Origin of the sequence: Nitrincola nitratireducens (assembly GCF_000585235.1) — a bacterium.
Classification (GTDB): Bacteria; Pseudomonadota; Gammaproteobacteria; order Pseudomonadales; family Balneatricaceae; genus Nitrincola; species Nitrincola alkalisediminis.
Genome location: NZ_AONB01000010.1, coordinates 1 through 22,411, shown reverse-complemented (window position 1 = coordinate 22,411; position 22,411 = coordinate 1). Strand labels below are relative to the sequence as shown.

The 22,411-nt window shown below is 46.8% G+C and carries 20 protein-coding genes and 1 pseudogene; 14 read left to right on the top strand and 7 right to left on the bottom strand.

Annotation, left to right across the window (positions count from 1 at the left end):
• Window positions 1–36 precede the first annotated feature (36 nt).
• The 5 genes from D791_RS09955 to D791_RS09935 all read right to left on the bottom strand — a co-directional run bounded on the left by D791_RS09955 (window position 37) and on the right by D791_RS09935 (window position 4,780).
• Window positions 37–2,076 carry a hypothetical protein gene (locus tag D791_RS09955; protein WP_036511035.1) on the bottom strand — a complete coding sequence of 680 codons (2,040 nt, stop codon included), beginning with the start codon at window positions 2,074–2,076 and terminating at the stop codon, window positions 37–39.
• Between the two features lie 17 nt (window positions 2,077–2,093).
• Entirely contained in the window at window positions 2,094–2,726 is a 633-nt protein-coding gene (locus tag D791_RS09950; RefSeq protein ID WP_036511032.1) for a hypothetical protein, read from the bottom strand.
• 36 nt (window positions 2,727–2,762) lie between these two features.
• Complete coding sequence (locus D791_RS09945; protein ID WP_036511029.1) at window positions 2,763–3,458, bottom strand: PspA/IM30 family protein; 696 nt, start codon at window positions 3,456–3,458, stop codon at window positions 2,763–2,765.
• Between the two features lies 1 nt (window position 3,459).
• The gene (locus tag D791_RS09940; protein ID WP_036511027.1) at window positions 3,460–3,903 is read right to left on the bottom strand and encodes a YjfI family protein; all 444 of its coding nucleotides are present in this window, start codon (window positions 3,901–3,903) and stop codon (window positions 3,460–3,462) included.
• 301 nt (window positions 3,904–4,204) lie between these two features.
• The gene (locus D791_RS09935; protein WP_036511024.1) at window positions 4,205–4,780 is read right to left on the bottom strand and encodes a DNA-3-methyladenine glycosylase I; all 576 of its coding nucleotides are present in this window, start codon (window positions 4,778–4,780) and stop codon (window positions 4,205–4,207) included.
• 284 nt (window positions 4,781–5,064) lie between these two features.
• Here D791_RS09935 and D791_RS09930 point away from each other — a divergent pair, with 284 nt between their 5' ends.
• Complete coding sequence (locus tag D791_RS09930; protein WP_036511021.1) at window positions 5,065–6,207, top strand: DUF2339 domain-containing protein; 1,143 nt, start codon at window positions 5,065–5,067, stop codon at window positions 6,205–6,207.
• Between the two features lie 25 nt (window positions 6,208–6,232).
• The gene (locus tag D791_RS09925; RefSeq protein ID WP_051514407.1) at window positions 6,233–7,684 is read left to right on the top strand and encodes a DUF2339 domain-containing protein; all 1,452 of its coding nucleotides are present in this window, start codon (window positions 6,233–6,235) and stop codon (window positions 7,682–7,684) included.
• A gap of 127 nt (window positions 7,685–7,811) precedes the next feature.
• On the opposite strand, the gene D791_RS09920 is transcribed toward D791_RS09925, so the two are convergent.
• The gene (locus D791_RS09920; RefSeq protein WP_036511019.1) at window positions 7,812–8,249 is read right to left on the bottom strand and encodes a protein tyrosine phosphatase family protein; all 438 of its coding nucleotides are present in this window, start codon (window positions 8,247–8,249) and stop codon (window positions 7,812–7,814) included.
• Between the two features lie 222 nt (window positions 8,250–8,471).
• Between D791_RS09920 and D791_RS09915 the strand changes: the two genes are divergently transcribed.
• Window positions 8,472–9,098 carry a peroxiredoxin gene (locus tag D791_RS09915; RefSeq protein ID WP_036511016.1) on the top strand — a complete coding sequence of 209 codons (627 nt, stop codon included), beginning with the start codon at window positions 8,472–8,474 and terminating at the stop codon, window positions 9,096–9,098.
• Window positions 9,099–9,141: 43 nt separating this feature from the next.
• Here D791_RS09915 and D791_RS20380 read toward each other — a convergent pair.
• Window positions 9,142–11,885 (bottom strand): annotated as a pseudogene (locus D791_RS20380) (bifunctional diguanylate cyclase/phosphodiesterase).
• A gap of 751 nt (window positions 11,886–12,636) precedes the next feature.
• On the opposite strand from D791_RS20380, the gene D791_RS09905 reads away from it, so the two are divergent.
• From D791_RS09905 to D791_RS09865, 11 genes are all read left to right on the top strand, one after another.
• Window positions 12,637–13,614 carry an NAD-dependent epimerase gene (locus D791_RS09905; protein ID WP_036511012.1) on the top strand — a complete coding sequence of 326 codons (978 nt, stop codon included), beginning with the start codon at window positions 12,637–12,639 and terminating at the stop codon, window positions 13,612–13,614.
• Between the two features lie 183 nt (window positions 13,615–13,797).
• Window positions 13,798–14,472: a hypothetical protein gene (locus tag D791_RS09900; RefSeq protein ID WP_036511011.1), complete on the top strand. Its 675-nt coding sequence runs from the start codon at window positions 13,798–13,800 to the stop codon at window positions 14,470–14,472.
• Window positions 14,473–14,555: 83 nt separating this feature from the next.
• Window positions 14,556–15,437 (top strand): Rossmann-fold NAD(P)-binding domain-containing protein, encoded by an 882-nt coding sequence (locus D791_RS21425; RefSeq protein ID WP_164481315.1) that lies wholly within the window; start codon window positions 14,556–14,558, stop codon window positions 15,435–15,437.
• Window positions 15,394–15,951 carry an exopolysaccharide biosynthesis polyprenyl glycosylphosphotransferase gene (locus D791_RS20195; RefSeq protein WP_337588629.1) on the top strand — a complete coding sequence of 186 codons (558 nt, stop codon included), beginning with the start codon at window positions 15,394–15,396 and terminating at the stop codon, window positions 15,949–15,951. Before D791_RS21425 ends, D791_RS20195 begins: the two co-directional genes overlap by 44 nt.
• A gap of 53 nt (window positions 15,952–16,004) precedes the next feature.
• Entirely contained in the window at window positions 16,005–16,370 is a 366-nt protein-coding gene (locus tag D791_RS09890; protein WP_051514405.1) for a VanZ family protein, read from the top strand.
• A gap of 298 nt (window positions 16,371–16,668) precedes the next feature.
• Window positions 16,669–17,151, top strand: a complete 483-nt coding sequence (locus D791_RS09885) for a hypothetical protein (RefSeq protein ID WP_036511007.1) — start codon at window positions 16,669–16,671, stop codon at window positions 17,149–17,151.
• Window positions 17,152–17,232: 81 nt separating this feature from the next.
• Window positions 17,233–18,381: an outer membrane beta-barrel protein gene (locus D791_RS09880; RefSeq protein ID WP_036511004.1), complete on the top strand. Its 1,149-nt coding sequence runs from the start codon at window positions 17,233–17,235 to the stop codon at window positions 18,379–18,381.
• 93 nt (window positions 18,382–18,474) lie between these two features.
• On the top strand, window positions 18,475–19,011 hold the full coding sequence (locus D791_RS09875) for a polysaccharide biosynthesis/export family protein (RefSeq protein WP_036511001.1): 537 nt from the start codon (window positions 18,475–18,477) through the stop codon (window positions 19,009–19,011).
• 2 nt (window positions 19,012–19,013) lie between these two features.
• Window positions 19,014–20,399, top strand: coding sequence for a GumC family protein (locus D791_RS20375; RefSeq protein ID WP_202806855.1), 1,386 nt, complete (start codon window positions 19,014–19,016; stop codon window positions 20,397–20,399).
• Window positions 20,357–21,253, top strand: coding sequence for a polysaccharide biosynthesis tyrosine autokinase (locus tag D791_RS20370; protein WP_202806854.1), 897 nt, complete (start codon window positions 20,357–20,359; stop codon window positions 21,251–21,253). The genes D791_RS20375 and D791_RS20370 overlap by 43 nt, the downstream gene beginning before the upstream one ends.
• A gap of 285 nt (window positions 21,254–21,538) precedes the next feature.
• Window positions 21,539–22,255: a tyrosine-protein phosphatase gene (locus D791_RS09865; protein ID WP_036510998.1), complete on the top strand. Its 717-nt coding sequence runs from the start codon at window positions 21,539–21,541 to the stop codon at window positions 22,253–22,255.
• The last annotated feature ends 156 nt before the right edge of the window (window positions 22,256–22,411 follow it).

Genomic DNA, 22,411 nt, shown 5'->3' with positions numbered 1-22,411 from the left:
CTAAGCGTTGTGTATGGGTGAGGAACGAGGTATTCCTCAGCTATCAACGGAGTTTTTAGCTGAACTACCTGCAGATAATTGGCCGGATAAAAACTTGTTTAACAAGGCCTGGACATTTGGACTTTTGCCAGCAACACCTTCAATTGCTTTGCCTAGAGACAAGGATTTTGCAAAGGTATCAAAGTAATCACCCTGTCCACCCACGATATCAATTTTCGCATTGCCCAACGCAGATGCGAGAACTTTTGCTTGATCCGCTGCGATATCTTTATTGGCAGCAATCGATGCCAACGCCTGCTCAAAGTCTTTCTCCAACTTCATGCGGAACTCTTCATGCTCGCGTGCAGCATCTGTCATTGCATTCATTGCATTGAACTTCTCAACAAGCCCTTCGGCTTCGGCTTTGAAGCGCTCACGAATGACGGTTGCTTCCGCCAAGCCTTTCTCTTTCTCAGCTTTTGCACGCGCAAGACCCAGTTGCTCTTCACCCTGCGCTTCAGCACTCAATTTTTCTTCCATGACACGCGCTTCCACCAGGCCTTCTTTTTCACAGGCTTCGGCATTCGCCGTTTTAATGCGTGCCTCAACCAAGCCTTTTTGCTCTAGACCTTGAGCTTCTGCCAAGGCTTTTAGCTCTAATACACGCGCTTCAGCAGAACCTTCTTTTTCAAGGGCTTGGGCATTGGCAATTTTAACTTTCGCCTGAGCCAAACCACTGGCCGCTTCTTCAGCTTCAATCCCTTCAGCCAGTTTCTTTTTCGCTTCCGCTGTTTTGCTAGCAGACTCCAGCTCGGCCTGTGCCAAGATATTGATCTCTTGACCACGATGCTTAGCGGTTGTTTCGGCGGCTTCTGCGGCTTTAATCTGCATGATTAAGTCTTCTTCAGCCGCGGCCGTGGCTTGCAACACTTTCACGTCTTTTTGACGCTCAGCCTCCGAAAGAACACGAACCGCCTTGGTTCTTTCTTCCTCTTCAGCCACGGTTTTCTCAACCGCCACACGCTCTCGGACCACTGCGGCAATATTTTTGCGCTCAATCTCTAAGGCTTTCTCTTTTTCAATGCGCTGTAAGGCCACTTCTTTTTCACGAGCGACCTGCTCTAGGTCTCGCGCACGCTTAACTTTTTCTTCCTCTATAGCCACCGCACGCACTCGGTTTTGTTGGGCCACTTCAATCTCGCGCTGCTTGTTTTCTTCCTGGATGCTTAAACGCAAATCCGTTTCTATCCGAGCGGTTTCGGATCTGAGTCGTTCTTCTTCAACTATTTTTTGCGTTTCGGCCACTTCGCGCGCTTGAATCGTGTCTATTTCACGCTTTTGCCGTGCCTCTGCATCCGCTTGCTGACGCTCTAGAGCCAGCATCGCCTCACGCGTCTCAACATCTTTTTTAGTGATGGCTAGCTGCTTGTTGCGTTCGAGCTCATTGGTAACAATATTTTGCCTAGCCGTCAGCTCCGTAATTTTGCGAATACCCTCGGCATCCAGAATATTATTGGGATCCAACGCTTCTCGCGGGGTCTGCTCTAGATAATCGATGGCGACGTCTTCAAGCACATAACCATTCAAATCATTGCCAATGGTTTCGATGATTTTATCGCGAAAGAACTGGCGGTCCTCGAACAATTTGACGAACTCGATCTGTTTACCCACCGTTTTCAGTGCTTCCGAAAACTTAGCGGCAAATAGCTCATTCACAGCATCACGATCTGACGCTCGCTCAACGCCAATGGCTTTCGCAACTTTTAAAACATCTTCCGCTGTTTCATTCACGCGCAGATAAAAATTAACATTAATATCTGCTCGCATGTTATCTGCACAAATAAGGCCTTCTTTACCGCGTCTGTCCACCTCAAGGGTGATTAACGAGATTTTCATGCCTTCTTTTTTATGGATAACAGGCAATACCATGCCACCGGTAAAATACACTTTAGGCGTCGATGACATGTCATTAATAATCAAGGCCCAACCCTGATTCACCTTGACATAAAAGGCCTTAAATAACGCCAGTAGCCCAAGGACCGCAATGACAAAAATCACAGCACCTGTGAGTAATGGCATCAAAATTGATAAATCCATTCTAATTCTCCGATTGTTTAATAAAAGTCCCTTTCTGGGATCACAAAATACGCATGGTCTTCTTTACTATATTCCAGCAAAACCACTCGATCGCCCTTTTTGAGTTGGTTCGGCGTCTTTGCCCGTATATTCAGAATAAGGTCTACCCCTGCGTCTTTAAATTCTGCCTGTCCAAAACGCTCGTCCACCCATGAACTTCGTATTTCAACAGCCTGACCTAAAAGACTTTTTTTACTTCTGGCCGTGTTTTTGATAAAGAGTGGTCGAAGGGGAATAATCGCTACCCAGGTCACTAAAAAAGCCACAATCAAGGAGGTTGCAAGAATGGCTGTAACTAAGATGAAGTGCCAAATACCAACAGCACTAAAGGGTAAAAGCCAAATACTGAAGTAAGCACTCCACCAACCAAAAAGGGCGACAAGACTCAATACAACCGTCATTGGCACCCCAGTGAAACCCAACTTGGTTAGCAGGCCTGCAAGTCCACCTAAGCTGTCTAAATCAGAACCACCGTCGATATCTGAAAAATCCAGTACATCAATGTCAATCATGCCTAGAATTGTTATTAACCAATAAATCGTTACAACAATTAGCAAAAACGTATAAATGGCAACGGGATAGCTAGCGATGATTGCAAAGAAAACATCCACTGTTAAAGACTCCTGATTAACGGCTTCTACTGTCGCTTAGTTAGACTGCTGTTTAGCCTTCAAGCGAGCCAACACATTTGCAGCACTTGTTTTTTCAGGCGTAATGCCAGCTGCTCGCAACTTTTCATCAAGGGCATCGCCCTGACTTTCCGCCGCTAATTCTTGCGCCGCCGCCATTTTTGCAGCATTTTCAGCCTGCTTGGTTTTAATGCGTTCAAGCGAGTCCATCGCCGTTTGCAGTTTGGCATTGCTACCTGCATAACGGCTGACAACAGCCGCTTGCGCCCGTTGAACAGACTCTGTCGCTTTGACCGTATCGGCTTGCTGGCGTAACCGCTTTAAATTACCTTCAGCCGATTGAACAGCGTAGCGCAAGTCCTGTTCACTTTTCGCATAGTGATTGACCGTCTCTTGCTGCTGTTGGATTTCAACTTCAATATTGGCAATTTTGAGTGCAACCTCTTGGGCCAGCCCCTCTTCGCCTTTCTCTAAGGCTTCCAGCGCATAGCCTTCGTACTGAGTCAAAGAGGCGTTTAACTCACTCAACTTAGACGCGGCAAGACGATGTTTAGCCATAATGTCAGCCAACGCATGCTTTGCACTGTTAAGATCAGCGCCAGCACTTCGAATCTCTTGATCCAAAATCACCATGGCTTGACTATCAACAATCGCTTCGCCCAGCATGTTTGCATTGCCACGCAAGGCAGTCATTAACTTACTCCATACGGCCATTTTACACGCCCTCACTTATAAACGTTGAATAGGCATCCGCCGCCTTTATCACATTGTCGGCCAAAAGCTCTATCTCAAAGAGTACGTCGTCCAACGACGAAAATGCACTCAAGGCACCAAACATCGTGTAGTAACGTTCGCCGTTGGCCAGCGTATCTAAGCTGATCGTCGATAGGGGGAATACTTTATGCGTCGCCAACACTTCATCGTTAAAAGCGGCAACATCCTTGACCATGGCTTGCGGCCACAAGAGACTCTCAACCAAGACTTGTTCACCTTCCGCTGTGATAAAAACAGGAAGGTCGCCCATGGAGTGAAGCGTTAAATGAAGGGTTGCATGTATCCCTTCTTCAAGCTCAATGCTGGCTTGATTGGACACTACGAGTGTTGACCTGGAGAGCGCATTAAACAACGCGTGTGTCGTCCATGCATGTTTATCGTTCATACTGACCTCTATTTCCTTAGATTACATTTCCCTAGCAAACCAAATACAACCAAACGATTGATTCAGCTCATTTTTTCTTGTATACAATAGAAGGTGTTTATAATGATGCATACCTCCTTGTATGAATGAAACTTGATCATGTGAGTCGCGAAGTTGCCAGCGAACTCAATAGTAGAATACTTTGCTGACCTGCATTATTCATTTTCATTCAGCATGAGTCAATACACATGTCTAGACCACTTAAGTCCTATACGAAAGGGACAAGAACCATGCGCGGCGAGGACTAGTGCTTCAGCAAAACTCAGTGGGAACCATCCCCCACATCCCCATACTTAAAGCAATCTACCGTATGGTCATTGACCATTCCCACCGCTTGCATAAACGCATAGCAAATGGTCGGGCCCACGAAATTGAAGCCTCGCTTTTTTAAATCACGACTCATGGCTTGAGATTCAGGTGTTTGCGCAGGCACTTCAGACAAGGTTTTCCAAGCATTTTGAAGGGTTTTGCCATCCACAAAACGCCACAAATAGGCATCTAAACTACCAAACTCCGCTTGAACACTGAGCGCTGCTCGCGCATTGTTAATGACTGATGTGATTTTCAAACGATTGCGGACGATACCCGGATTGAGCATCAAACGCTCAATATCCGCATCATCAAAATCAGCAACCAATGGAATCGTAAAATTCGCAAAGGCTTCACGATAGGACTCGCGCTTTTTCAAAATGGTGATCCAACTGAGTCCAGCTTGCGCCCCCTCTAGGGTGAGCATTTCAAACAAATGACGATCATCATGCACAGGCACTCCCCACTCGTCATCGTGATAGGCTTGATATAAAGGATCATCACTGCACCATGCACAACGTATTATCATATAAAACCCTTTTGACTAATGATTAAATTATTAGAACAACGATAAGAAAAAACGATTAAACACATTAAAATCAAATAATTATCAGATTTAAAACAGGTATTGTTGACTATACGGGCTTTCACTTAAGCGCTTAGGTAAGTAGGATAGAAGCATAGCCCAGTGCTTGACCAAAGGGGAGGAAAATAGACATCAGAGACCAAGCGACTTAACCGCATTGCAGCTACAATCAAAGCACTAACCCTAAACAAAGAATACACACCAAAAAGCAAGGATACGACACGAAGATGATGGATGCATGGTTTTTATTGGGTGCTGTTTTTTTACTTCTCTTGATTTCCAGCATTATTTTGAGTTGGACCAATTTTTTTACGCTGCAAAAACTCAAGCGCACGGTTGCAGAACTTGAGCAACTTAAAGCAACGACGGCGTCGTCAGTTGAAAGGCCCCACCGGCAAATCCTGTCCGAACGCCCCTCAAACGAGGCCACACAATCAACGAGTGCCTCCGAATCGACGCCTAAACCCACTCCTCTTGACGCGCGGCCTATTGAGGCCGCTGCAGCACCCGTCGTCGACCCTTGGGATAGTAAGGACACTAAACACCCTAAACCCGAAAGTGTTGCTACGACGGAACGCCAGACCCCCTCACCAAAATCTGGGAACTGGATGGTTTGGGTGGGTGGACTCTGTGTTGCCCTATCCGGTGTTTTTCTCGCGCGGTATTCCATTGAACAGGGTTTGCTTGGTCCCACCGCCCGCATTTCCCTTGGCATTATGACAGGCTTAGCGCTTTTAGTGGCAGCCGAGTGGCTTAGGCGAAAAACACAAGTGGCCTACTCCGCCGTTGCGGCGTTGGCAGGCGGCGCCAGTGTCATGCTTTACAGCGTTATCTTAGCGTCGCTGCATTTATACCAACTCTGGCCACCTCTTCTGGTATTTGCATTACTCGCGCTTGTGTCACTCGCAAGCATGTTATTGGCGTTATGGCACGGCCCCACACTTGCCCTCATCGGCATTACAGGCGGTTATTTGGTGCCTTTATTGCTTGGTGGCAGTGGAGGTGAACCCTTATTGGTACTTGTCTACATTCTCATTATCAGCAGCGCTGCATTGTTCCTGCAACGCTATGTGCAACGTACTTGGCTTTTTGCTCTAACCCTCGCGGGTATTTTGGGCTGGTGGTGGCTGATGCAACTCGCCAACTATGGTGTTGAGTGGACTGGGCTCTACCTTACGCTGGCAGGCTACGCCTTAATCAGCATACCGCACGCGAACTTTCGCCTGAAAAAAGTCTTCGTTGATCAGCCATTAAAGCGATCCTTCAGCGCGTTCTTTCGGCTCAAGCAACAGGATCAACAACAACTCACACTTGGCTTAGCCCTGTTATTACTCGCACAGGCCATTGGCTTTCTGCTCAACCCCGCATGAACATGCAATTCTGTCTTGGACACCCTTGCTACTGCTCATTCTTGTCGCCAGCCTCCGCAATGAACACTTAAAGCTTCTGCCTTGGCTCAGCGTTCTAGTCATGTCACTTGCTATCATACTGGTTCATTTAGGCTTCAGCTGGGCGAATACCACCGAGCACTCGCTCGCTTTACAGCAACTCTTACTTGTTTGGACATGCATCTATTGTGGCTTTGCCTTTTTTTCGTTACAGAAGACTCGCTACCCGGCCCTCGCGTTATCCTTAGGCACTCTGTTCCCCTTAATCGCGCTAGCGCTCATCTGGCAATACACCGAGCTTCCGCTGCATAAGGGTTTTGTCAGTGCGTTATCGTTAATCTTAGGCTTGGCCTATATCGGACGAGGACACCTTCGCCAACAAAAAGACTTTGGCAAAACCTGGTTGATCTTTGCAGGGCATCTTGGCTACTCATTGGCCGTGATCATTTTACTCGATACGGCCACACTCACACTCGCACTCGCCGCACAAGTCGTTTCACTGGCTTGGCTTCATACAGAAAACCCGCATCCTTTATTAAGGGGGTTGATGAAAGTCATCCTAATGCTGATTCTCACACGACTCACTATTTTGCCTTGGATTTTGCCAAGATTTGAAACGTCCTTGCTTATCTATGCGGGTTGTTTCGCCCTTACGCTGATCGCCTCAAGACTCAACCAAGATCTCAGCCTGCGCCGCTGGCTAGAGGGCGTCAGTCTGCACTTGGGTGTACTCTTCTGTGCAATGGCACTGCGTTACTGGCTCTACGCTGGGAATATGTTTAAACATGAATACGGTTTTACGGAAGCCGCCCTCAATGGTGTATTGTGGGGCGCGCTCGGGTTGGTTTACTACTACCGAGGCTTCTTATCAGAGCAGTTGACGCCCTTTTACCATAAAGCCGCTCAGTTGTTATTGCTGGCACTCGTGCTCAATTACGGCTTGCTCTTAACCTGGTTTAACCCGCTATTTCACGCAAATGACGTGATCAGCAGCCGCCCCATTGCCAACCTTCTATTGCTGGCTTACGGCGCGCCTGTTTTACTCTTTGGGTTGGCCGCCAAGTTTTATAAGCCCGCTTTGCAAACACACTTTTATGCGCTGGCAGGCATTGGCACTTGGATCTTTCTGAATCTGGAAATTCGACACCTTTGGCAGGGAGAACTCTCACTGGTGCCTCGGGCTGAAGGAGGTGAGCTGTACACCTACTCTTTGGTTTGGCTGATGATGGCCGTCGCCAGCTTGCTCTATGGCACCCTGCGCCAACAAGCTCGACTGTATCAAGCCGGAATGGCGCTATTAATGATCACGATAGGAAAAATCTTCCTGATCGACATGTCTGGGCTCACCGGATTGCTGCGGGTGGTGTCGTTCATGGGGCTTGGCTTGTGTTTATTAGGCTTAGCCTTCACTCATCAATATATTGAACGTTCGCAGTCGGCCAAACGCACTGAAGTGTAAGACTTTAGTGCGTTTTAAAAGGTGAACTACAAACCGGCAATTTAATCTTCAAGCAGTTCCAGTTGCTTTTCTTGCAGATTAAGACGATCCACTCAAGGCAGCGCTCATACAGATAACAGCACCGCATTTACGCTTTATTCGCCATGCGTTTCTCTAACGCGGGACGACTGTCTTGTAAGTCATGGCCTGCGGCATGAGCCGCATTGAGCAAAGCGCCTAAGTCACAATCTTGCAACTTAACTTGGTTATGAACCCATAAAGAAACCGCTCTGCGTCCCGTCCTACAAAAAGCAAGGATAGGCGTCGGAAGCTCCTCAATCGCATGCCCAAAGGCTTCAATTGCTTCTTCTGTATACTCACCCGGTACGACTGGAATCTCTTTCCAGAGTAACCCTTCTGCCTCGATGGCTTGGCGAAGACTCGAATCATGTTGATAGTCATCAGCTTCTCCGGGCACTCTATTGCAAATAACACTTTTAAAACCCAATGCTTTAATACGGCTGACATCGGATATCTGAATGGCATGACAAATACTGAAGCCTGGCTCTAACGCTTTAATGTCCATCGTTCTTCTCTTTAAAGTACTGTGATTGAAATGGATGCGAACCTTCGCGACTGAAACAACTCTAGCGACAGTCAATATTAAATCATTTTCAATTAGACTTCTCTTATGTTAGATTGATTTTCACTATCATATTCATTAATAGAATATACTTATTACAATTGGATATATTTGATAGTCTAGCGTCACTGAATGAATACACAACAATCTAAGAGGAAATATCACATGTCATTACGTTTAGGCGATATCGCACCGAACTTCAAAATCGATACAACTCAAGGTGAAATTGACTTTCACGAATGGAGCGGTGATTCATGGGTCTTCTTTTTCAGCCACCCCGCTGACTTCACTCCAGTTTGTACAACAGAAATGGGACGCACGGCTCAATTAGCCAGTGAGTTTGCGGCACGCAATACAAAATCTCTAGGCCTTTCAACCGACACGGTTGAAGAACACAACAAATGGATTGAAGATGTCAATGACACCCAAAATACAACCTTAGAGTTCCCTATCGTTGCCGATGAAGACTATAAAATCTCTGAGCTCTACGGCATGATTCACCCAGGGGAAAGCGAGACTGCGGCCGTCAGAAGCGTATTTATTATCGATCCGAATAAGAAAATTCGTCTTACCATGACTTATCCTATGTCATGTGGACGTAATTTTGATGAGATTCTTCGCGTCATCGACGCGCTGCAGTTGAGTGATGCTAAACGCATTGCGACACCTGCTGATTGGAAAAAAGGCGATGAAGTTATCATTCCACCCTCCATCAGCAACGAAGCGGCAAAAGATATTTTTCCACAAGGCTGGAATGAACTGCGTCCTTACTTACGCTTAACGAAAGTCTAAGTTAAGCAGACTGCGCTCGGGACAGCATCCTGAGCGCAGCCTTTCAATGCGCTGATTGTGAATATGAGGCCAACCAAGGCAACACCTCTTCAGCGGGCATGGGTTTAGCAATGGCATAGCCTTGCCCCAAGATACACCCCATTTCAATGAGCAACTGAGCATGGGCCTCGGTCTCAACGCCCTCGGCAATCACTTGACGGTTAAAGCTTCAGCCAGCCCCACAATTCCCTGCAAGATACTCCGATCATCCGCATCCTCTAGCATATCTCTAACGAACGCTTGGTCAATTTTGATCATATCGACAGGTAGGCGTTTTAAGTACGAGAGTGATGAGTAACCTGTACCAAAATCATCCAAAGCAATCCGAACCCCTAGCTGCTTACAACTCTTCAGCAATGCGGACACATGCGCCATATCCTCAATCGCACTTGTTTCAAGAATCTCCAGCTCAAGACTCTGGGGAGCCACCTTTGAATAGTGATACAGTAACGATTGCAGCTTTGAAACAAAATTGGGTTGCAACATTTGCAAAGGATCAACATTGACACTCACAACCAGCGGAACCCCCTGTTCATGCCACTTAGACATTTGACTTAAGGCCGAATTCAACACCCAATCCCCCAAGCGCACCATTAACGGATGTTGATGCAACTCAGAAAGGAAATACCCCGGCAAAAGAACTCCTCTCTGTGGATGACGCCAACGAATCAATGCCTCAAATCCAATAACTTCTCGGGTTTGCATATTCACTTTCGGCTGATAAAACAACTCAAACTCTCGATGATTCAACGCCCTTTCTAGCCGCAATAAAGACTGATGTCGATCACGCTCAAAACGATCCTGCTCAGCATCGAAGATATGAAAGCGGTTTTTCCCGCTCATTTTTGCCTGATACATGGCATGATCTGCTTGGCGCAACAATTGCTCAGCATCGATAGCTTCGGCTTGAGGGAAAAATGTCACACCCAAACTGGCCGACACTTTTAACGCCCGTTCATTTATTTGAACACTTTCTGAGGATGCACTTAATAAACGAGACAGCAAAGGGTAACACGCGTCAGCACTAGATAAATCCGTCATAATAACCACAAACTCATCCCCCCCCAGACGGGCTAAGGAGTCACTGCTGCGAAGAGTTGACTTCATATTGGCCGACAGCATGATTAAAAATCGATCGCCCACACTATGGCCGTACGCGTCATTGATTTCTTTAAACCCATCTAAATCCAAATACACAACCGCCATTTTTTCACCACGACGCAAAGCTTGAGACATGGCCTGTTGCATACGGTCTGCCAATAACACACGGTTGGGCAAACCCGTTAAGGCATCATAATGTGCAATGTATTCGAGTTGCTCTTGATGTGCTTTCAGCGCACTAATATCCGAAAAAAGGGCAACATAACGCTTTACTTCGCCTTGATCGTCCAGAACGGCACTAATGGTTTGCCTTTCGGCATAAATTTCTCCATTTTTCCGACGATTCCATATCTCCCCTGTCCAGGAGCGCTCCGTTAACAAGGCCTTCCACATGGTGTCGTAGGCGGCTTTATCCTGTTTTCCTGATTTTAAGATACGCGGGTTTTGTCCGATGGCTTCGTCGGCGGTATAACCCGTTATTCGTGTAAAGGCTTCGTTAACATCGACAATCGTACCGTCAGACTCCGTAATCATGATGCCTTCATTTGCGTGCTGAAAGACACTCGCGGCCTCTTTCAATTGATCTTCCGCTTTTTTACGCTCGACATTTAGCAGCAACTGCGTAGCGATTGCAGCCGCCGTAGAGACAAACGACACCTCATCTAAATGCCACTGTCGAGGATGACCTAAGTGCTCTGCCGAAATTAACCCTGCAACCTCGCCATCAATAAAAATGCCCGCATCGATTAAAGACGTTATCCCCAATTTTTCGGTATAAATATCCCTCCACTCAAGAAAACGGTCATCCTCTTGAGTTCGATCAATTGCAATCACTTCAGCCGATCTTAATATTTCGAAATAATGGGGAATGCTTTTACTTGAGATAACGGGTCCCTCAAAAAAAGAGTGCTTTGCGGCGTAGTAGGCCAACATACAATAAAACTCATCGTTTTTGATCATCCAAAAACTAGTTCGCTCGACGCCAAGAGCTTCTGATAAGGTTTGCAGCAAAAATTGAACGGCGGCCGTCATATCCCCATTAATTAAATTCGAGTTTAAGGCCAATTTTGCGATTGCAGCGCGCTGTGCATTTGCACGAGCTTCACTCTGTCGCATGGCCTTATCGGCCTGAAGCCGTAACTGAACATTGACCAATAAATTTGCAAACAACGCCAATAGCTCTTGCTCATCTCGACCCAATACGACGTCGTCCTTACTCACGACATCAAGGCCCACATATCCCAGACATTCCGACCCGTTCATCAGCGGCACGTTGATCAAGCTCTGGATTCCTTGGGACTCTAAAAGAATACGCAGATGCCCCTCTGGTAGAGACTGCACACTACGAATGAACAAAGGCTCACCGCGAAGGTGGCACTCTAGCCAATCATTGACATGATCCAAGGGTATATTTTGAAGACTGTTGATTTCTGACGAGACTCCAGGCGCACACCACTCATAGGTATTGCTGCTGGTTTGATGGATGAAATCATAATCAAACACATAGGCCCTATCCGCTTTAAAAAATACAGCAATACGCTCTAGCGCTTTATTAATGGCTAAGTCGCACTCATGAATCGGAAAATTGATAAACGATTGAGCTAAACTCAAGATCAGCGCTCGATACTGCGATTGACGCTGAATCATTTGCAAGGTACGGCGGCTTTCAAGTGCAGACCCTAGAATACCCGCCAGTATTCGTAAAGCAAGGCGATCAGACAACCCCCAAGAACGCGGATTTGCCATCGTCGCCAAACCAATGAAGCCAGTGATGTTACCTTCACTTCCGGACATCACCACATCAATAAAGGCACAGATACCCAGCTTTTGAAACAGTAAACGCTCTTGCTCTGCCTGTGATGGTAAATGCCCAATTTCTCCAATGCTGATATAGCCATACCTAAAGATGGTTTCTTTCCACCACGGCACGTCTTTGACCTCAAATACACGTAACGCATTGCTCGGCAACGATAAGCCTTCAGCTATCCAATTATGCGTATTTTCGATATAAGTGAAGTCCTGACTAAATTCAAACAAATAGGCTCGATCCACTTTAAACAGAGCCGCCACATCCTTAAGACATGCATTGATCACAGCATCAAAGTCAGCTTTTTCTTTTGCAATAGAAAGACTTGCAGCTGTCCTCGTCGCAATTTTTTGGAATCTAAGTTGGCGCTTGGTACTGAGAATCGACATTGAAACTCACTTATATTTAATACAGCAATAACTCATATTGATACTTCTAAATCCTAGACTATCTGTAAAATTAATCTACACATTTTTAATCTCCCTCTAAGAGTTCAAGCACTTAACATCAGCCATAGCACGTCAAATCTATTTGCCTGACCCCTATTAAAAATTTTGTTATCATAGTGTTTTTTGTGCGGGACACACCTCAATGTCAAAAATACTTGTCACTGGCACAGCCGGATTTGTCGGTGCAGCCGTTACACTCAGACTGCTTAGCCTTGGCCATCATGTAACAGGCATTGATAATCTAAACGACTATTACGACCCTCTACTCAAACACGCCCGATTGTCTCAATTTCAAGACCACCCCAACTTCACCTTTACACACCTTGATATTGCTGACCGAAATGGCATGACAAACCTATTTGACAATACCGCCTTTGATGCCGTCATCCATCTTGCCGCTCAAGCGGGTGTTCGTTACTCAATCGACAATCCTATGGCCTATATCGACAGCAATGTTGTCGGAACCATGACCGTTCTAGAAGGCTGCAGGCACTCAGGCGTTCAGCACCTCCTCTACGCAACATCGAGCTCCGTCTATGGCAACAACACGAAAATGCCCTTCTCAACCGATGACCGTGTTGATACCCCTATCTCCCTTTATGCGGCCACCAAAAAATCCAATGAGCTAATGGCCTACACCTATGCTCACCTATATCAACTGCCCGTGACAGGACTTCGCTTTTTCACCGTGTATGGCCCTTGGGGCCGTCCAGACATGGCACCAATGAAATTTGCAAAAGCCATCTACTCCGGCCAAGCCATTGATGTCTACAACCATGGGGATATGCAACGCGACTTTACGTATATTGACGACATTGTTGAAGGCGTCATCCAAGTGCTTGATAAGCCACCCGCCAGCACAGAGCAATCACCCCCTTACCAATTGTTTAACATCGGCAATGGACAACCCGTACACTTAATGAAATTCATTGAGTGTTTGGAAGATGCCATTGGCAAAAAAGCGATCAAAAATCTAATGCCGATGCAACCCGGTGATGTACCCGCCACCTGGGCCGACACCTCGGCCTTATTTAAGCTCACTGGATACTCACCGAACACCTCTGTCGAGCAGGGCGTTAATGCGTTTATTGCCTGGTATAAAGAGTATTACAAGTGCTAGGCGCTATTCACTGCTTGTCATCTGCCCTGTGTTTAAATTGAGGCTCGCACAGTCGTCTCAAAACACGAAAAACTGTAATTTGTACTTTACCCAGAAACAAAGGTGCTATTTAATAACCTATGGATAGATTCTACTGACGCAAGACGTGTTGCATATCAAGGCAGGCACAACGGAGTGTAACGGATGAGCAAGCCTCTCCCCTTTTTATTAATTGGTACCGCTTGTCTGATCATCTTGATCGGACTGAAGATGCTTATTTCTTCGTTTCATACACACAAAGTTGACTTGTTTTTGGACCATTGGCAAAGCCAAGGCATCCCGCCAAACCCCAAAGCCTTAGACATCGCGCAGACAGCCGCATTAAACGCACATTCGTGGTTTCCCATCGAACAAGGTGCTAACCATTTTAGGATTGGAAAAGTATACGAATGGCAAGCCTTCCACTTGCCCATCGGCGATTCGGAGGCCAACACAGCGCGTCGCCAAGCGCTAGACGCCTATCGAACTGATACACAGCTTCGCCCCACTTGGCCCTATGCTTGGAGCCATGTTGCGCTGATGAAGTCGCAGTTAGTAGAGCTTGATGAGGAATTCACGCACGCCTATCAAATGGCCAAGCAAACAGGCCCATGGCGCAGAGACACCTTATTTGAACTCTCTCGCATCGGAATCGACGCTTGGCCTCGTTTATCTCCATTACAAAAACGACTGGTTCTTGAGACCACCGTGCAAGCGATCATAACCGATAGACGCAATATTCGCCCCCTTACAGAACAACTGAATAACGCTCGACTGTTTGCAACCTTCTGTGTGTACTATCGCAGTCAAACAGACAACCTGGCAAGCATGTGCAGCTAATGCAAACAAGCATCGCTGGCCACAGGTGACCGTTTTAGCGTATTTAACCCATGTTACTGTGTAGTTTACAGGAGTATACAACAGTGATTGAAAACACCCCCAACTTGCGATTTAGCAGCAAATCGACGTCGGTTTATCGCATTATTGACATGCTGCTTATGGTGGTTATGCTGCTGTTGGCTATGCAGATCAATGGAATCCCCTACACTAAGGATTATTGGCTGCTGTTATTTGCAAACTTGGCCATTTTTTCCTACTTGGGTGAGTCGATGCAGCTGTATCGCGTGCTCAGAGCAGGGCAATTTACGCTGCGAATCATGCTACTGTTTGCCGTTCTGAGCATCGCGTTTTTACTGACTGTTTTCATGCTGTTTTTGATGAAAGAAGCCGAGACCTACTCACGCCTGACCCTTCTGAGCTGGTATGTTCTTTCGCTCGTTTCATTTATTGGATGGCGTCTCATCTATCGTAAAATAAAGCATCAACGCTACGCCAATGGCGTTGGCTTACGCAAGGTCGCCATTATTGGGCTGACACCCTCGGGTCTAAAGCTGCGTGAGCAAATTGAAAAGCACACCGAAATGGGGCTCAAGTGCATCGGCTTTTTTGACGATCGCACCGAAGAACGCCTCGTTGAACACTCAGACCTGCTGATTGGCAAGATTCAAGAAGCGGTTGAAATGGCTCAGCGCAATGAAATCAACAAACTCTACATTTGCTTACCCCTACTGGCTGAAAAACGCATTGCCAAAATTATTCACGAATTAGGCGATTCAACCGTCGATGTTTTGTTAGTGCCTGACTTCTTATTAAAGAATCTAATGCATGCCAACGTCGGCAGCGTCGGTAACATTGATACCATCAGTGTCTTTGAATCCCCCTGTCGGGCATTAAAGAGTTTTACAAACGAACCTTTGACATATTATTCAGTGCCTGCGCGCTCATTGGCATCTCCCCTGTGCTAATTGGTGTGGCCTTAGCATTAAGCTTACGTCACCAGGCCCTATTCTTTTCCGTCAGGATCGCTACGGTCTGGACGGCAAACGCATCGGTGTTTATAAATTCCGTTCAATGAAGGTGATGGAAAATAAAGACGTTGTCGTGCAAGCCACCAAAGGCGACAGCCGCATTACCCCCGTCGGCGCCTTTATTCGACGGACATCGCTTGATGAACTCCCACAGTTTTTTAATGTGTTGATCGGGGATATGTCCGTGGTTGGCCCCCGCCCCCATGCCGTCGCCCACAACGAAGAATACCGCAAGCAAGTCGACTACTATATGCTGCGCCACAAGGTGCGCCCGGGCATCACCGGATGGGCACAAATTAACGGCTGGCGGGGCGAAACCGACACACTCGAAAAAATGGAAAAGCGAATTGAATATGACCTTGAATACATTCGCAACTGGTCTTTGTGGCTCGATATTAAAATTATTTTCTTAACGTTTTTCAAAGGCTTTGTGAACAAAAACGCCTATTAACACCTAAGGTGCGAAGTCCCCCTTTGACTTCGCACCTCTTAAACGGAGACTCTGTGTTTATTCTTAACCTGCTACGTTTGCCTTTATTTGTCCTTTGCACTGCTGTCCTGCTTTGGGGGCTGCTGCGCCCCGAGTCTCCCCCGGATCTTTTCGATCACTCGGATAAGTGGATGCACCTGATTGCGTTTTTGGGCTTGGCGTTGGTCAGCCGATTTGCCTTTATATCCTTGCGTGGCCTTTGGGTATGGCCGCTTTTGTTCTTGGCTGCACCTGGGTTGGAATACCTACAGCACCTTGTCCAGCCCCATCGCACCTTTAGTTGGGCCGATGTGGCGGCGAACATCACCGGGGTTTTGATTGCACTGGGTTTGTGGGCTGTTATCGGTCGTCACCTTCACTCTTGGTGCACAACGAAGTAATAAACTGCACCAAATGAAGGCAAACAGGCCAACTTAATGGCATTTAAAACAAACCATTTAAAAGCAAGAAGTGTTAATTTTCAAACAACGCTAGACAATTCAAACGCTTAAAAAATGTTATTGCAACGCAGTAAATTTGCTAGCCAGACTTGGCACGAAACCTGTATTATACACAAATGGACAATCTGCGCGCAGTACGTTTTGTTTGAGTATTTTTCATACAACCGGTGCATCTTTGTAACCTAGCTGCCATGCAGTGACGTTAGGATTGTCAAATCAGGATTCGAGGACGATCAAAATGCGCAAATCTTTACTTGCTTTATCACTTGCAGCGGCACTGGCTTCGTCAGTGGCGTTTGCACAAGAGGCGCCAGAAGAAATCACACTACTTTCAGCAATGACAACATGTACTCCGTTATCGAGCGAACAAGTCAGTGTTTTTTCAGGTGACAATACTGACGACATTCTGCAATCCACGTTAGACCTTATTGTAACGGCGGGAGATAACGAAGACATCGTTAGCTGTATAACAACTGCGTTTGTCTCTAACTTTCCTGAACTCAGTGCTGAGTTACTCGCCGGAGTCTCTGAGCTATCGCCTGACATGATAGCTTCTGTTGCTGAAGCTATCGCTGAAGCTGAAGCTGCCGCTGCTGGCCCCGGCGACACTACGACTGAAGGTGGTACTCTTGCAGGAACCACACCTAATACACTTGCGGCTGCAAACATTCCAACTGCAACAGCAGGCGGAGGCGGCATAACGCCTTCAAGCCCAAATTAATTTAATTGATTGTCTTTTAAACGCCTGCTTCGAGTTATTTTAGGCGCTTAAATTGTAAGGGACCAGAAAAGGACTTATCTAATGAAAAAGCAGTATCAATTGAGTCTTATCTCACTTGCCATTTCTGGTGTCATGGCTGGCTCGGTGCAGGCCATCGAACCAGCATCCGTAGATCTGGGTGGATTTTATTTTATTCCCACTATTGAGCTTTCGGAGACCTATGACGACAACTTCAGATCAAATGACAGTGAAGACTCCAGTTGGATCACCACAATCAAACCGAACTTTGTTTTAGGTGCTCAAGATCGCAACAGCGTGTATGAGTTGGCATATACCTTTGCCCATGATCGCTTCCACTCAAGCTCACGCGACAATAATACAGATCACATTCTGACCGCGACGGCCAATATGGAATTCAACGTTCGCAATCGTCTCAATGCACGAGCAATTTACAGTAACGTCGAAGATGTCAATGATAGCGGCTTTACTACGCCTAGTGATCATTTCAGCACCACAGGGCTAGGTGCTGTTTATACCTTCGGGGCACCAACGGCCTTGATGAATATTGAAGCGGGTTTCAATCACGAACGTAAACGAACCGAGAACGATTTCAATTTTGATAAAGAACTCAATACTGACGTCTTAAGTGGCGCGTTTTTTTATCGAGTTGGCCCTAGAACTCAACTGCTAGTGGAAGCACGCCGCAGTGAGTTCGACTACAAATCCGCCAATGAATTCGATAGTACCAATATGGCATACCTAGCAGGTGTTCGGTGGCAAGCCACTGCATTCACAGCAGGAACAGCCAAATTGGGTCGTGAGAAAAAAGACTTTAAAGACTCAAGCAAGGCTGATGTCAGTTCCAACAAGTGGGAAATCGGAGTTACTTGGCAGCCTGTTTCTTATTCAACCTTTAACTTAATCACCCGTCAGGGCATTGATGAGGGAGATAAGGGTGCGGATAACATCAAAACAACGAATACAAGCCTAAACTGGAACCATCGTTGGAATGGTTTTATTACGTCAAACGCTCGACTCAGCCATCTTGACAAGGACTACAGCACAGGTAGAAATGACAAGATTAAAAGCTTAGGTCTGGGTATGACGTACGAAGTTCGCCGATGGATGGACATTAGTTTAGGCTATCAATATTCAGATCAAAGTTCGACGGTTGCTTCGGAAAATTTCGACAGAAGTCAATACTTGATCAAGCTCACCATGGGCTTATAAAGGGCATGTATAGATTCAGGCAGGATTCACTCCTGCCTAGTTAGTCTTACGTATTAGCCTCTTTTAACATGTTAAGGATATGACGCAGTTACCATGAATATATTTAAAACCCTCCTCTTCAGTTTGTGCTTACCATTGATAAGCTTGCAGGCTTTTGCAAACGCAGACTCTCAATACCGTCTTTCCTCTGGCGATGTCATCAAAATCAGCGTTTTTGGTGAAGCCGATCTTTCCTTGGAGCGCGTCCGACTCAATGATGCCGGAGCCTTCTCTTATCCCTTTCTAGGCGAGATTCGCGCGCTGAACATGACAGCGACAGAGCTCGAAAATGAACTTAAGCGTGGCCTAGAGGGTGATTTTTTAATCAATCCAAATGTCAGCGTCAGCATTCTTGAATACCGTGAATTTTTTATCACTGGCGAAGTTCGCAATGCCGGTGGCTACCCCTTCCAACCGGGTATGACCTTGCGTCAGGCTGCCGCTATGGCTGGCGGCTTAACCGAGCGTGCATCACAACGCCGCATGACCATTATTCGTGATGGTGACACCAGCCGCACGCCGGAGCGCGCTACGATGGACACACCCGTTAACCCAGGCGATATTATTCAAATTGATCAGGGCTTTTTCTAAACATGGATAGCAACACATTACCTGCCACTGAGTCACGCAATTGGCTCAGAGAAAAGATGGACAATGACGAGATCGATCTCCTCGCCCTTTGGAATACCCTTTGGCGTCGTAAATGGAGCATTATGACACTCGTGTTTATTGTCATGCTGCTCACGACCTTGGTTGTGATGAGCATTACCCCTATTTACCGTGCTGCATCTACCTTGTTAATTGAGCAAAAAGGCGCACGAGTCTTATCGATTGAGCAGGTATACGGTGTTGACGGCTCAGGGAATGAGTATCTGCAAACACAGTTCGAGTTGTTAAAGTCGCGTGCATTGGCGGAGCGTGTTGTACGGCGCCTTAACCTTCACACCCACTATGAGTTTGACCCTGCTCAGCAGGAGCCACCCTTAGTGGATATTCGCGGCATGTTGAAAAACTTCGACATCAATCAGTTTATTCCGGGTCTTCTACCAGAAGACTTAGAAGAACCGATTCCAGCGTCGGAAGATGAAATCATCGAGCGTGTCACACGTGCCTTTATGGAGCGTATTACCATTTCACCCGTGGGACGCAGCCAATTGGTGCTTATAAACGTTGATATGGCGGATCGCTTTACGGCCGCGGCTGCAGCGAATGCGTTGGCCGAAGGCTTTATTGATGGTCAGTTAGATGCCAGCATGGAAATGACCCTGTCTGCTACCACTTGGATGAACAGTCGTCTCAGTGAGTTACGGGCGAATTTGCAAAGTGCAGAGGATCGTTTGCAGGCTTTCCGTGATGCCGAGGGCATTGTTGATGTGGGCGGTATATTAACGGTGACCGCCAGTGAATTGAGTGCCACGAGTGACCGCATGATTGATGCGCGTCGTAACCGTGCGGAAGCGGAGAGTGAGTTCCGTCAAGTACAGGCTATGCGTTCGGGCGGTTGGGAGCGTTTAGCGTCCATTCCTGCCGTGTTAAGCAACCCATTGATTCAGACATTTAAAGCGGAAGAAGCGCGTGCTAGGGCACGTGTAGAAGAGCTATCCGGCCGTTACGGAGCGCGTCATCCCGTGATGGAGGCTGCTCAGAGTGATTTGAATGCAGCTCGGGCGAGTTTGCGCACTCAGGTAGAGCAGATTGTTGCGGGAATTGAGCGTAATTATCAGCTCGCGGTGGCGAATGAGCAGTCTTTACGCCGCTCTGTTGAAGAAAACAAAGAGCAGATTCAAGATATTTCGCGTAAAGAGTTCCAACTACGTGAGCTGCAGCGCGAAGTGGATGCAAACCGTACCTTGTACGACACCTTCATGACGCGTTTGAAAGAGACAACGGCTACGTCGGATCTTGAGACGGCCAATGCGCGCATCGTGATCGTGCAGTGGTTCCAGAACATCCAATCAAACCCCGTAAGTCTCTTATAGTATTAGTTTCGGGGATAATGGCAGGCATGTTAGGCGTTGGATTAACACTGCTACTCTCTGCCCTAAATAATACGTTTAAGGGCATCGAAGAGGTTGAGAGCAAGTTAAATCTACCTGTTTTAGGCATTCTGCCGCTACTGTCGAAAAAAGACCGTAAAACCATGGCTCATATGTTTGCTGACAACAAGGATAAGACCTTCGCGGAGTCTATCCGCACCATTCGCACGGGGTTAGTTCTATCTGGAATAGATAAACCGCATAAAGTCATTATGGTAACATCATCCATACCCAATGAAGGTAAAAGCACAGTAGCGGCAAACCTAGCCTCTGCTCTTGGGCAAATGGAAAGTGTGATTTTGATCGAAGCCGATATGCGTCGCCCTACCATGGCGAGAAGCTTTGAGTTTGCTCCAGGTACGGCAGGCTTAGCCAATTTGATTTCGGGCACCGCAACTCTGGAAGAAGCGATCAATTCCGTTGATGGCATTGATGTGTTAAGTGCGGGTGTTGTCCCACCTAACCCACTTGAACTGTTATCGAATCCGCGCTTTAAAGAGGTTTTGGAGAAGATCAGCCAGAAATACGACCGAGTAGTCATTGACTCACCGCCCGTCCAAGCTGTGAGTGATGCGCTGGTCTTGTCAACGCATGCCAATGCGGTAGTTTATGTGATTAAATCCGACGCCACGGCACGTCCTTTAGCCATCAAAGGCGTCGGTCAGTTATTGCAAAACAATGCCCCCATTACAGGCGTTGTATTGAACCAAGTCGATATTAAGAAAGCGAAAAAGCAGGGTTACAACTACGGCGGCTATTACGATTACTACGGCTATAGCGGCGGTAATAAAGCCTAAATGTAACACGCGTGATTGAGTAACGTTAACCAGCCTCTCTGGTATGAGGTTGCACAAGATGGATTTGATAAGTAGGCGTTGAGGATGGCCGAATGCAACCTTAGGGCGGTAGCGTGTCAAAAGGCGTTTGATTAATTTGCCAAGTCCGGCAAGGGTATCAGGCATTGATGATACGCTGCAAACCCATCCATGGGCACTTGCTGCCGCCATCCTTGGCGGCAGACAGTCATCAACACCCAATTCCCTTACCTTCCTGATACACCGACGTCATATTTAAAATGCAGCATGATTGATTTACACAACCATCTTTTACCTGGCATCGATGACGGTGCACCAGACTTAGACACCGCGCTGGCCTTGGCCAAAATTGCGGTGGAAGATGGCATTACACACATGGTGTGCACACCCCATATTCATCCGGGGCGATATGAAAACACTAAGCAGAGCATCGCGTCAGCTTTTGACACACTGCAACTAGCCTTACAACAGCTGAATATTGAATTAACTTTACTAAGCCCAGGAGCTGAGGTTCGGATCGGTCCTGAAATTATGATGGGAATCGAGAGAAACGAAATTCCCTTTATAGGCCACTGGCACGGAAAACCCGTTATATTATTGGAACTCCCTCACAGTGGAATACCACTGGGAAGCGACAAACTTACCGCTTGGCTAATAAAGCATGGAATTCAACCCATGATTGCTCACCCAGAGCGCAACAAAGCCATCATGCAAACACCTGGCAAGCTAAAGCCATTTGTTGAGCAAGGATGTTTGTTACAAGTAACCGCAGGCTCAATGGCTGGGAATTTTGGTGAGCGTGCACAAGACTTAGCGGTTCAGTTACTGCGTGATGGTTTGATTACAATTCTGGCAAGCGATGCACACAACGTACAACATAGACCACCGATCTTGTCTGTTGCACGCGAAGTCGTAATCGCCGAAGCCTCTTTATCAGAATACGAAGCTCTAGTACTGCACCGTCCCAGTGAGATGATTGCATAACATTTAAGCTAAGGGAAAATAATGGACTATCTTTCTATAAATGACTTAGAACGAAATAAGGAATTATAGAATGTCAGTTACAACAATACGAAGGTGATTGTTTTAGCAGGGGAATATCATGAAGCCCCTTGCTATCAGTGGCCTTGACCGAAATGC

Excerpts from the sequence above, each read along its gene's own strand:
- D791_RS09935 (WP_036511024.1), bottom strand. The coding sequence starts at position 4,780 with ATGATAATACGTTGTGCATGGTGCAGTGATGATCCTTTATATCAAGCC.
- D791_RS09955 (WP_036511035.1), bottom strand. The coding sequence starts at position 2,076 with ATGGATTTATCAATTTTGATGCCATTACTCACAGGTGCTGTGATTTTT.
- D791_RS09875 (WP_036511001.1), top strand. The coding sequence starts at position 18,475 with ATGAATATATTTAAAACCCTCCTCTTCAGTTTGTGCTTACCATTGATA.
- D791_RS09915 (WP_036511016.1), top strand. The coding sequence starts at position 8,472 with ATGTCATTACGTTTAGGCGATATCGCACCGAACTTCAAAATCGATACA.
- D791_RS09945 (WP_036511029.1), bottom strand. The coding sequence starts at position 3,458 with ATGGCCGTATGGAGTAAGTTAATGACTGCCTTGCGTGGCAATGCAAAC.
- D791_RS09905 (WP_036511012.1), top strand. The coding sequence starts at position 12,637 with ATGTCAAAAATACTTGTCACTGGCACAGCCGGATTTGTCGGTGCAGCC.
- D791_RS09930 (WP_036511021.1), top strand. The coding sequence starts at position 5,065 with ATGATGGATGCATGGTTTTTATTGGGTGCTGTTTTTTTACTTCTCTTG.
- D791_RS09940 (WP_036511027.1), bottom strand. The coding sequence starts at position 3,903 with ATGAACGATAAACATGCATGGACGACACACGCGTTGTTTAATGCGCTC.
- D791_RS20375 (WP_202806855.1), top strand. The coding sequence starts at position 19,014 with ATGGATAGCAACACATTACCTGCCACTGAGTCACGCAATTGGCTCAGA.
- D791_RS09900 (WP_036511011.1), top strand. The coding sequence starts at position 13,798 with ATGAGCAAGCCTCTCCCCTTTTTATTAATTGGTACCGCTTGTCTGATC.
- D791_RS09885 (WP_036511007.1), top strand. The coding sequence starts at position 16,669 with ATGCGCAAATCTTTACTTGCTTTATCACTTGCAGCGGCACTGGCTTCG.
- D791_RS09880 (WP_036511004.1), top strand. The coding sequence starts at position 17,233 with ATGAAAAAGCAGTATCAATTGAGTCTTATCTCACTTGCCATTTCTGGT.
- D791_RS09920 (WP_036511019.1), bottom strand. The coding sequence starts at position 8,249 with ATGGACATTAAAGCGTTAGAGCCAGGCTTCAGTATTTGTCATGCCATT.
- D791_RS09865 (WP_036510998.1), top strand. The coding sequence starts at position 21,539 with ATGATTGATTTACACAACCATCTTTTACCTGGCATCGATGACGGTGCA.